This is a genomic window from Streptococcus sp. ACS2 (genome assembly GCF_000525585.1).
GTDB lineage: Bacteria > Bacillota > Bacilli > Lactobacillales > Streptococcaceae > Streptococcus.
The window spans coordinates 226,214-235,361 of sequence record NZ_JALT01000038.1 but is presented as its reverse complement, the minus strand read 5'-3'; the positions used below and the strand labels follow the sequence as shown (position 1 = coordinate 235,361).

Below are 9,148 nucleotides of genomic sequence, written 5' to 3'. Positions count from 1 at the left end.
TATCACTAGTTGTTGGTGACGAATTCTCAGTTGTAACACTCTCACTAGTCGTTGCACTTACCTCAGAATGTGTAGTTTCAGAATTAGCTGCTTCCGAACTAGCTGTGCTTGTGACTTCAGAGCTTGGTTTTTCAGAGACTGTTTCTGTTGAAGCCCCTTCAGAGGTGACCACTGGTGTTTCTGACACAGTGGCAACCTCGCTCGAAGCGGTAGCAGCTGTGTTTTCTACAGGTTTAGTTGTGGCTTCATTACTTGCTGGAGCCTCAACGTCAATAGCGCCTTCTTTGATGATGGTTTCAACAGTTGCTTCATTAACGGGGGTAGGTTGTTCTTCAGCTGAAGCATAGCTGAGTCCTGCAAAACTCAATCCCAAAGCAAGTCCTGTCACTGCAATAGTTACCCAATGTTTTTTAACTTTGTGAAGTTTAAAATGTACTTTCTTTTCCATGGTAATTCTCCTTTCATTTTAAACTTTTTACATACTGCAAAATAAGGGCTGTCATGAGAGTTTATGAAAAGTGAGCATTGGGGAGGAGTCCCTAACGATGTAAGTTAATCTTTTTGTGACAATCCTTATTTCTCCAAGCCTCCTCAATTTCTATATTACGAGACTGTTCGAGGCAAACATGAGTCCTGACGAAATGATTCTAGAAAAACGAGAGCCGTTCGGAATTTTCCTCCTTTCTAAGCATGGAAGATCTCGTTTATTTTGGGCTTCTAAGACACAAAAAACTAGAGCTTACTAGTATGAGGCGTCCCCTCTAGAGCTCTAGTTTGAAATGATGCTGTATTCTTTTTATGAGCCCTAGTTTGATGGTTCAAAGTGACTCAGGAATGGTTATCCTACTATAATCCTTATTTAGGCATTAGGTAACTAATGTCAATCTTTTAGATAATCCCCCAAGTGTCCTTTAAAGCAAAATTAAAACGCTTACATATTCACCTAGCTTCATTATAATCCTTTTTTAAGAATAAACAACAGAAACTAACGGAATTATCAAAAATGTTAAAGAACTGACATAAAAGATTCTATATTTAGTTTCGTTAGTCAAATAAGAATTCACCTGTGTAAATCATTTATATTTTTAATTTTTGTTCCTCATAGACAGACCACGATCTTAGTCAGATGAAAAAATAGAGTCTTTCTATCTAAAATTTTCTTTTCAGAATTGTCTTTTTAGGGGCTACTTCTCTCATAGTTTTGCTATCTCTTAAGGTTAATTGAAGCTTGCTTTAATCTTCAAAAGCCTTTGAAGATAAGCACTTGAAGGAGTTTGAGAAGCAAAAAAACTCTATTTAGGACCTTACATATGGTGTAAGGTCTCATTTTTACAAATCAAAGTTAATAATAGGAAGCGTCCGGCAGAGATTCATGAAAATAAGATGACTTTTTCCTATTTGTAATTTGTCTGAATATATCATAGAGTAGAGAAAACAATAGAAAAAAAGTATGATTGTTATAGATGGAAAATAAGGTACGTTTTAAACTACATAAGGTTAAGAAAAACTGGGTAACTATCGGGGTGACTACCCTCTCAATGGTTGCCTTGGCGGGTGGAAGCCTCCTAGCTCAAGGAAAAGTAGAAGCCGATGAGACGAGCGCACCTAATGGTGACGGCTTGCAGCAACTGAGTGAGGATGGTACTGCCAGTCTAGTGACGACAACAACTGTTACTGAGCAAGCTAGTGCTCAAGCAAGTGTGGCAGCAGTAGCAACAGCCAGCGTAAGTCACGAAACAAGCTCTCAGGCGACGACAAGTGCGGTCGCTCAAGAGGCAACTGCTCAAGCACAAAGCAGTCAAGTTATCGATCAAGAAGTGGCAGTTTCTTCGCAAACTCAAGCTAGTGCCCAAGAGACACTGACTACGGAACAGGTCTCACAAGGTCAGGCAACAACACAGGCAACTGTTCAAGAAAGATCACAGTCAGATACGCCGAGTAATCAGGTAGGACAATCGGAATCTTCAGTTACTCCTAGCCACAAAGCAACTCGCAGTGGTGGGCGTCGTGTAGCAACGTCGCATGCAACAGCTAAAGCAAACAGTCAAAATCAGAAAAAGACTGAGGTTCAAACCAGCCAAAGAATTGAGACTGAAAGTGTGCAAACAAGTGCTCAGTCTACTCCAAGTGTGACAGAACAAGCAAGACCTAGAGTCTTGACCAATGCTGCACCATCAATCGCCACACGCGCTGCTGATAGCACTATTCGTATCAATGCCAACCGCAACACTAACATTACGATTACGGCCAGCGGTACGACACCAAATGTAACCATTATCACAGGGCCAAACACTCCTAAGCCAAACGTGACGGTGACAAGTCCAAATGGCACAAAACCCAATGTGACCATTGTAACGCAGCCAAATCAACCCAATAAACCTGTTCAACCAAGTCAACCGTCTCAACCTAACAAGCCGGTCCAACCAAATCAGCCAAGTCTTGACTATAAACCAGTAGCTTCGAATTTGAAGATTATTGATGGCAAGCAGTACTATGTTGAAAATGGCGTTGTGAAAAAGAACGCAGCCATTGAACTTGATGGGCGTCTTTATTATTTCGATGAGACTGGGGCTATGGTAGATCAAAGTAAACCTTTGTATCGTGCCGATGCCATTCCAAATAACTCTATCAATGCGGTTTACAACCAAGCCTACGACACATCAAGCAAGAGTTTCGAACACTTGGACAATTTCTTGACGGCTGATAGTTGGTACCGTCCAAAACAGATATTGAAGGATGGAAAAAATTGGACAGCTTCAACTGAGAAAGATTATCGTCCCCTTTTGATGACTTGGTGGCCAGACAAGGTGACACAGGTCAACTACCTCAACTATATGAGTCAACAAGGTTTTAGTGATAAGACCTATACGACAGATATGATGAGTTACGACTTAGCATCTGCTGCTGACTTGATTCAAGTTAAAATCGAGGAACGTATCGGTCGTGAGGGCAATACCACTTGGCTTCGTCAGTTGATGTCAGACTTCATCAAAACACAGCCTGGCTGGAACTCTGAGAGTGAGGACAATCTTTTAGTTGGTAAGGACCACTTGCAAGGAGGCGCTCTGACCTTCCTCAATAATAGTAGGACAAGTCATGCCAATTCAGATTTCCGTCTCATGAACCGCACACCGACTAACCAAACAGGGACACGCAAATACCATATCGACCGTTCAAATGGTGGTTACGAGTTGCTCTTGGCTAACGATATCGACAACTCTAACCCAGCTGTTCAGGCTGAGCAACTAAACTGGCTCCACTACATCATGAACATTGGTTCTATCCTTGGCAATGATCCAAGCGCCAACTTTGACGGTGTTCGTATCGATGCGGTGGACAATGTGGATGCGGACCTCTTGCAGATTGCTTCTGACTACTTCAAGGAAAAATACCGTGTAGCTGATAATGAAGCCAACGCTATTGCTCACTTGTCAATCCTTGAAGCTTGGTCCTACAACGACCATCAATACAACAAGGATACCAAGGGTGCTCAGTTGTCCATTGACAATCCGCTACGTGAAACGCTTTTGACGACTTTTTTGCGTAAGAGCAATTACCGTGGCAGCTTGGAGCGTGTGATTACTAACTCTCTTAACAACCGTTCAAGTGAGCAGAAACACACACCTCGTGATGCCAACTACATTTTCGTGCGTGCCCATGATAGTGAAGTGCAAGCTGTTTTGGCTAATATCATCAGTAAGCAGATTAATCCAAAAACAGATGGTTTCACCTTCACCATGGATGAGCTCAAACAGGCCTTCGAAATCTACAATGCGGACATGCGCAAGGCTGATAAAAAGTACACTCAGTACAATATCCCAGCTGCCTATGCCACAATGTTGACCAACAAGGACAGTATCACTCGTGTTTACTACGGTGATCTTTTTACCGACGATGGCCAATACATGGCTGAAAAATCACCATACTATAATGCCATTGATGCTCTGCTCCGTGCTCGCATCAAATATGTAGCAGGTGGCCAAGACATGAAGGTTACTAAGCATAACGGCTATGAAATCATGTCATCTGTGCGTTATGGTAAGGGTGCAGAAGAAGTTAATCAGCTTGGTACTGCTGAAACACGTAACCAAGGAATGCTGGTCCTCACAGCCAATCGTCCAGATATGAAATTGGGAGCAAATGACCGTCTGGTGGTTAATATGGGATCTGCCCACAAAAATCAAGCCTATCGTCCATTACTTCTCAGCAAATCGACAGGGCTTGCGACCTACTTCAAGGATTCTGATGTCCCAGCTGGATTGGTTCGCTATACGGACAATCAAGGGAACTTGACCTTCACGGCAGACGATATTACTGGTCATTCAACTGTTGAAGTTTCAGGCTATTTAGCGGTTTGGGTGCCAGTAGGTGCTTCAGAAAACCAAGATGCCCGCACCAAGGCTTCGACGACTAAGAAGGGTGAGCAGGTCTTTGAATCCTCAGCAGCTCTCGACTCACAGGTCATCTATGAAGGCTTCTCAAACTTCCAAGACTTCGTTAAGACCCCAAGTCAGTATACCAACCATGTCATTGCACAAAACGCCAAACTCTTCAAAGAGTGGGGAATTACTTCCTTTGAATTTGCGCCACAATACGTGTCTAGCCAAGACGGCACTTTCTTAGATTCTATCATTGAAAATGGCTATGCCTTCGAAGACCGTTACGATATTGCCATGAGCAAGAACAACAAATACGGTTCGCTCAAAGACCTCATGGATGCCCTTCGTGCCCTTCACGCTGAAGGTATCTCAGCCATTGCTGACTGGGTTCCAGACCAAATTTACAACCTTCCTGGAAAAGAAGTGGTAACAGCCTCACGTACCAACAGCTACGGGACACCACGTCCAAATGCTGAAATCTACAATAGTCTCTACGCAGCTAAAACACGTACCTTTGGCAATGACTTCCAAGGCAAGTATGGTGGTGCCTTCCTTGATGAGTTGAAAGCTAAATACCCTGCAATCTTTGAGCGCGTGCAGATTTCAAACGGCCGTAAATTGACAACCAATGAGAAAATCACGCAATGGTCAGCCAAGTATTTCAATGGAAGCAATATCCAAGGTACTGGGGCTCGCTATGTCTTGCAAGATAATGCTACAAATCAATACTTCAGCCTTAAAGCAGGTCAAACCTTCCTTCCTAAACAAATGACTGAAATCACAGCAACTGGTTTCCGTAGGGTGGGAGACAAGGTCCAATACTTCTCAACGAGTGGCTACCTTGCCAAGAACACCTTCATTCAAGTCGGTGCTAACCAGTGGTATTACTTTGATAAGAACGGCAACATGGTCACAGGTGAACAGGTCATTGATGGCAAGAAATACTTCTTCCTAGACAATGGTCTCCAGCTACGTCATGTCCTTCGCCAAGGCAGTGATGGTCACGTCTATTACTACGATCCTAAAGGGGTTCAGGCCTTTAATGGATTCTATGACTTTGCGGGTCCTCGCCAAGATGTTCGCTATTTCGATGGCAACGGTCAAATGTATCGTGGCCTCCACGACATGTATGGCACAACCTTCTATTTTGATGAAAAGACTGGTATTCAAGCCAAAGACAAGTTCATCCGCTTTGCAGACGGCCGCACGCGTTGCTTCATCCCAGATACAGGAAATCTCGCGGTCAACCGATTTGCGCAAAATCCTGAGAACAAGGCTTGGTATTACCTCGATAGCAACGGTTATGCCGTGACAGGACTCCAAACCATTAACGGTAAGCAGTATTACTTTGACAATGAAGGCCGTCAGGTTAAGGGACACTTTGTCACAATCAATAACCAACGTTACTTCCTTGATGGTGATAGCGGTGAAATTGCTCGCTCACGCTTTGTGACGGAAAACAACAAGTGGTACTATGTCGATGGCAATGGTAAACTGGTTAAAGGTGCTCAGGTCATCAACGGTAATCATTATTATTTCAACAATGATTATAGTCAAGTCAAGGGTGCCTGGGCCAACGGCCGTTACTATGATGGTGACTCAGGTCAGGCCGTAACCAACCGCTTTGTCCAAGTTGGTGCCAACAAATGGGCTTACCTCAACCAAAATGGTCAAAAGGTAGTTGGTCTTCAACATATTAATGGTAAACTTTACTACTTTGAAGGTAACGGTGTCCAAGCTAAAGGGAAACTTCTGACATACAGAGGCAAGAAATACTACTTTGATGCCAATAGTGGTGAAGCCGTAACCAATCGCTTTATCCAAGTTTCTCGCGGTGTTTGGTATTGCTTTAACGCCTCAGGCCAAGCTGTAACCGGAGAACAAGTCATCAACGGTCAACACCTCTACTTTGACGCTTCTGGCCGTCAGGTCAAAGGCCGTTACGTTTGGGTTAAAGGCCAACATCGTTACTATGACGCCAATACTGGAGCTTGGGTCAGAAAACGATAAGGGGCAGAAGAAAATGTGATTTTGGGACTATCCTAGATGCTTTTGGATTAAAATTCAGTAGGTACCTTCCCAGTCTCACCACTTTTAAGCACTTGAAACATTTTGTTTCAAGTGCTTTTCTTTATTACTATCTCTTGATATGCCAAGCAGATTGTAAGCAAACAATGAGTTTGATTAATAGATTCCTCAATAAACTGCTTACTTTAGCTTTAAATTATGCTCAGTCCTTTAATGAAGGAAGAGCTAAAACGGCTAAACATCGGAATTTCTGTGTACTTTTTAAAAAATCTGAACGTTTTTTGGAAACGATTTCTAACATATAAAAGGCTTAACCATGTATCTTAGACTTGTTTTTTGAAATCTATTATGGGCATAAGGTTAGTCTTATGAGACTAGAGTTATGCATCTGTAATTGTATTCGTTTCCAAAATCCCTTAACATAGAATAGAGAAATAAAGTTATATTGAAAGGTGTATGTTATGGAAAAGAAAGTTGGGTTTAAGTTGCACAAGGTCAAGAAAAACTGGGTGACTATTGGAGTTAGTACGCTGTCGATGGTTGCACTTGCGGGTGGAGCCCTTTTGGCAGACCAATCGGCACAAGCAGATGAAGTGTCACTTCCTAATGGTGATGGTTTTGAACAAACAGATGCAGGCATTGAGTCAAGTGCATCATTGATTAATGAAAGCTATTCACCAACCTTAACAGAAGGTGCTACTTATGTGTCAGCAGTGCCATCTAACTATGCAAGTCAAACGAGTACAGGCTACGAGTCTTCATCATCTGTTTCAACAGGAGGCTCATCTCAGACTGTAGTTGGTGGTGGATCTGGTCAAGTGAGTTCATCACAAACTTCACAAGTCGTAGGAACACAAAACTCTAATTCATCACAAACGGGTTCTGCTTACCAATCAAGTAGCAGCTCGGCATCAGTAAGTGCTAGTGCGTCAAGTTCTTCAAGCTCATCAAGTTCAGCTTGGTATTCTTACTCGTCGTCATCATCATGGTCATCATCATCGTCAGCTAGCGGTTTTGCGACAATTACGACGAGTTCGTCTGACTCAAACGGCATTCATTGGAATGGTGGTCGAAATACGACGATTACCATCACGGCTTCAGGAACTACGCCGAATGTTACTATCGTTTCGAATTCTAATAAACTGTTTCCAAACATATCAGTAGGGCATTCGAATGGTTCAAATGCTAATGTCACTATCATTTCACAAGGTAACCAGCAAAATAACTCAGGTTACCAAATCATCTCAGGTGAGACTAAACCAAGTGTTGATTCGAACAATGCCAAGTCTTCATTTATCCGTGTAGGCGAAAATCAATGGTATTATTACGATCAATATGGTCAAAAGGTCAAAGGTGAAAAGGTTATCGATGGTAAGGCTTATTACTTCCTTGAAAATGGTCTTCAAGCTCGTGACTCACTTGTTAAAGGTAGTGATGGCTATACCTATTACTACGATAAAAATGGCGTGAAGGCTATCAATGGCTTCTACGATTTTGCAGGTTACCGTAAGGATGTACGCTATTTCGATTGTTATGGTCACATGGCTACTGGTCTCCTTGAAATGGGTAGCACAACCTTCTACTTCGATACACAAACAGGTATCCAAGCTAAAGACAAATTTATTCGCTTCTCAGATGGCCGTATCCGTTACTTCATCCCTGATACTGGTAATATGGCTGTAAATACCTTTGTTCAAAATAAAGAAAACCAAGCTTGGTACTACCTTGATGAACATGGTTACGCTGTGACAGGAAAACGTATCATCAATGGTAAAGAATACTGCTTTGACTCAGAAGGCCGTCAAATCAAAGGTCAGATGATGCAACAAGGCAACAAGCAATACTACATTTCTGCCCAAACAGGTGAAATGGCTGTGTCACGCTTTATCTTTGAAAACAACAACTGGTATTATGCGGATGCTTTTGGTTGCCTCGTTCAAGGTGCAAAAGTGATTGATGGTAAACTCTATTACTTCAACAAAGACCACAGCCAGCTAAAAGGTGGCTGGGCTGAAGGACGTTACTATGATGCCGTCACTGGTCAAGCAGTCATCAACCAATTCATTCAAATGGCGGCTAACCAATGGGCGTACCTAAACCAAGATGGTCACAAAGTGACAGGTCTTCAAAATATTAACAATAAAGTTTACTACTTTGGTAGCAATGGTGCTCAAGTCAAAGGTAAATTGCTTACTGTCCAAGGTAAGAAATGTTACTTTGATGCCCACACTGGTGAGCAAGTGGTAAACCGCTTTGTCGAAGCTGGACGTGGCTGCTGGTATTACTTCAACGCAGCAGGTCAAGCAGTGACTGGACAACAAGTCATCAATGGCAAACAGCTTTACTTTGACGGTTCAGGTCGTCAAGTGAAAGGACGTTATGTTTATGTTGGTGGCAAACGCCTCTTCTGCGATGCTAAAACTGGTGAATTGAGACAGCGTCGCTAATTACTATGTACTTTAAAAATCTAGAGCTAATTTTTCCTTTTCCTATCTAAATTATTATTATTTTCCTATCATAACTCTAGATGATTAAATAAACGAAAAAGCCAGCATTAGCTGGTTTTTTGAGTTGTTTTAGAGAAACTGTCAGTGTACGCTCAGATCCTTTTTCATGCTTAAATCCTAATAATTTTGTCCCTCTCATATTCGCAAGGAGGAGCTATAGCCGTGTTATAATGGGTATTATATTTGCATGTAGGAAAAGAGAGTTAGAGGTAGTTATGGGAAACTATTTTTGTT

Annotated in this window: 3 protein-coding genes; 2 read left to right on the top strand and 1 reads right to left on the bottom strand. The window is 42.3% G+C overall.

Annotation, left to right across the window (positions count from 1 at the left end):
• On the bottom strand, positions 1-448 hold a 448-nt coding region (locus HMPREF1517_RS08500), incomplete at its 3' end, for a KxYKxGKxW signal peptide domain-containing protein (protein WP_037601154.1).
• 1,015 nt (positions 449-1,463) lie between these two features.
• Between HMPREF1517_RS08500 and HMPREF1517_RS08495 the strand changes: the two genes are divergently transcribed.
• Together HMPREF1517_RS08495 and HMPREF1517_RS08490 are read left to right on the top strand one after the other, a co-directional pair.
• The gene (locus HMPREF1517_RS08495; RefSeq protein WP_037601151.1) at positions 1,464-6,389 is read left to right on the top strand and encodes a glycoside hydrolase family 70 protein; all 4,926 of its coding nucleotides are present in this window, start codon (positions 1,464-1,466) and stop codon (positions 6,387-6,389) included.
• A 479-nt stretch (positions 6,390-6,868) separates the two neighbouring features.
• Positions 6,869-8,854, top strand: a complete 1,986-nt coding sequence (locus HMPREF1517_RS08490; protein WP_037601148.1) for a KxYKxGKxW signal peptide domain-containing protein — start codon at positions 6,869-6,871, stop codon at positions 8,852-8,854.
• The last annotated feature ends 294 nt before the right edge of the window (positions 8,855-9,148 follow it).

Coding starts and splice junctions, on each gene's coding strand:
- HMPREF1517_RS08495 (WP_037601151.1), top strand. CDS start 1,464: ATGGAAAATAAGGTACGTTTTAAACTACATAAGGTTAAGAAAAACTGG.
- HMPREF1517_RS08490 (WP_037601148.1), top strand. CDS start 6,869: ATGGAAAAGAAAGTTGGGTTTAAGTTGCACAAGGTCAAGAAAAACTGG.